Annotated in this window: 2 protein-coding genes; both read right to left on the bottom strand. The window is 70.8% G+C overall.

All coding sequences use genetic code 11. The features are described 5' to 3' along the window. Positions 1–260: SRPBCC family protein (locus ACFU6K_RS38910; protein WP_380671383.1), on the bottom strand; the 260-nt coding region annotated here is incomplete at its 3' end. Between the two features lie 53 nt (positions 261–313). Further along, complete coding sequence (locus ACFU6K_RS38905; protein ID WP_380671381.1) at positions 314–1,324, bottom strand: aldo/keto reductase; 1,011 nt, start codon at positions 1,322–1,324, stop codon at positions 314–316. Positions 1,325–1,462: the final 138 nt, after the last annotated feature.

Genomic DNA, 1,462 nt, shown 5'->3' with positions numbered 1-1,462 from the left:
GTGGAGACGTAGCCGTCGACCGGGAACGGGGCCTGGAGGATGGCGTAGCTGTACTGCCGCTCGGTCTCGTTGAAGTCCACGAGGCGCTCGACGATGACCTCGCCCTCGGGGTTCTTCAGGCTGCGCACGCGGCCGCCCTCGGAGGCGACGCTCTCCGGGATGTAGGGCAGCCAGTCGGGCAGGGCGTCGAAGCCGCCGATGAGGGCCCAGACCTGCTCGGGGGTGGCGGGGACGGTACGGCTGACGGAGGTGGAGGCCATGGTCGTTTCTCCTGTGTCCTGCGGTGAGGGTGGTGGGTGCGAAGGGGTGGGGGTCAGGCGTTGTTCGGCAGCGGGGCGGCCGGGCTGACGAGGCCGGCGGTGCGCAGCTCCTGCCAGAACGCGGCCGGGACGGTCTCGTTGAGGGCGGCGACGTCCTCGGCGATGCGGCTGGGCTTGGTGGCGCCGGGGACGGCTGCGGCGGTGACCGGGTGGGCGAGGGAGAACTGCAGGGCGGCGGCCTTGATGGAGACGCCGTGCTTGGCGGCCAGGGCCTTGAGCCGGGCGACGCGCTCGACGATGTGCGCGGGGGCCTGCTGGTACTCGAAGTGGGCGCCGCCGGCGAGGATCCCGGAGCTGTAGGGGCCGCCGACGACCATGTCGACGTTCTGCTCCTGGGCCATCGGCAGCAGGCGCTGGAGGGCGTGGTCGTGGTCGAGGAGGGTGTAGCGGCCGGCGAGGAGGAAGCCGTCGGGCTGCGGCTCGTCGAGGGCCAGGGTCAGCTCGATCGGCTCGGTCTTGTTGACGCCCAGGCCCCAGGCCTTGATGACGCCCTCGTCGCGCAGGCGGGACAGGACGCGGAAGGCGCCGGTGCGGGCCTCCTCGAACTTGGCGAGCCACTGGTCGCCGTGGAAGTCCTGGGCGATGTCGTGGACCCAGACGATGTCCAGGCGGTCGGTGCCCAGGCGCTTGAGGCTGTCCTCGACGGAGCGCTCGGTGGCCTCGGCGGTCCAGACGTGGAGCATCTTGTTCGGGTTGCCGTGCTCGAAGAGGCCGCCCTTCTCGCCGAGGTCGCGCTCGCCCTCCTCCAGCTCGTCGAGGATGACGCGGCCGACCTTGGTGGACAGCACGTACTCGTCGCGCGGCTTGGAGGACAGCACCTCGCCCAGGCGCTCCTCGGAGAGGCCGGCGCCGTAGAACGGGGCGGTGTCGAAGTAGCGGACGCCCTGGTCCCAGGCGGCCTCGACGGTGGCCAGGGCCTCGGCGTCGGGGATCGCGCGGAACATGTTGCCGAGCGGGGCGGTGCCGAAGCCGAGCTTGCCGGGAAGGATGTTCTTCAGGGACATGTCACTGCCTTTGCGGAGCAGGCGGGCGTCATGGGGGGACCCGCCGGGGGGTTGCGTACGCACCGGATGATTGATGCGGACGCGCCTTACATGCAAGAACAATAGTTGCACACGCGTGGCAATGCAAGGGGTGGGCCG

Origin of the sequence: Kitasatospora sp. NPDC057512, from assembly GCF_042802135.1 — a bacterium.
Lineage (GTDB): Bacteria > Actinomycetota > Actinomycetes > Streptomycetales > Streptomycetaceae > Kitasatospora.
Note: the sequence above shows the minus strand (reverse complement) of the source record. Positions and strands in the feature narration are given on the sequence as shown.

Coding starts and splice junctions, on each gene's coding strand:
- ACFU6K_RS38905 (WP_380671381.1), bottom strand. CDS start 1,324: ATGTCCCTGAAGAACATCCTTCCCGGCAAGCTCGGCTTCGGCACCGCC.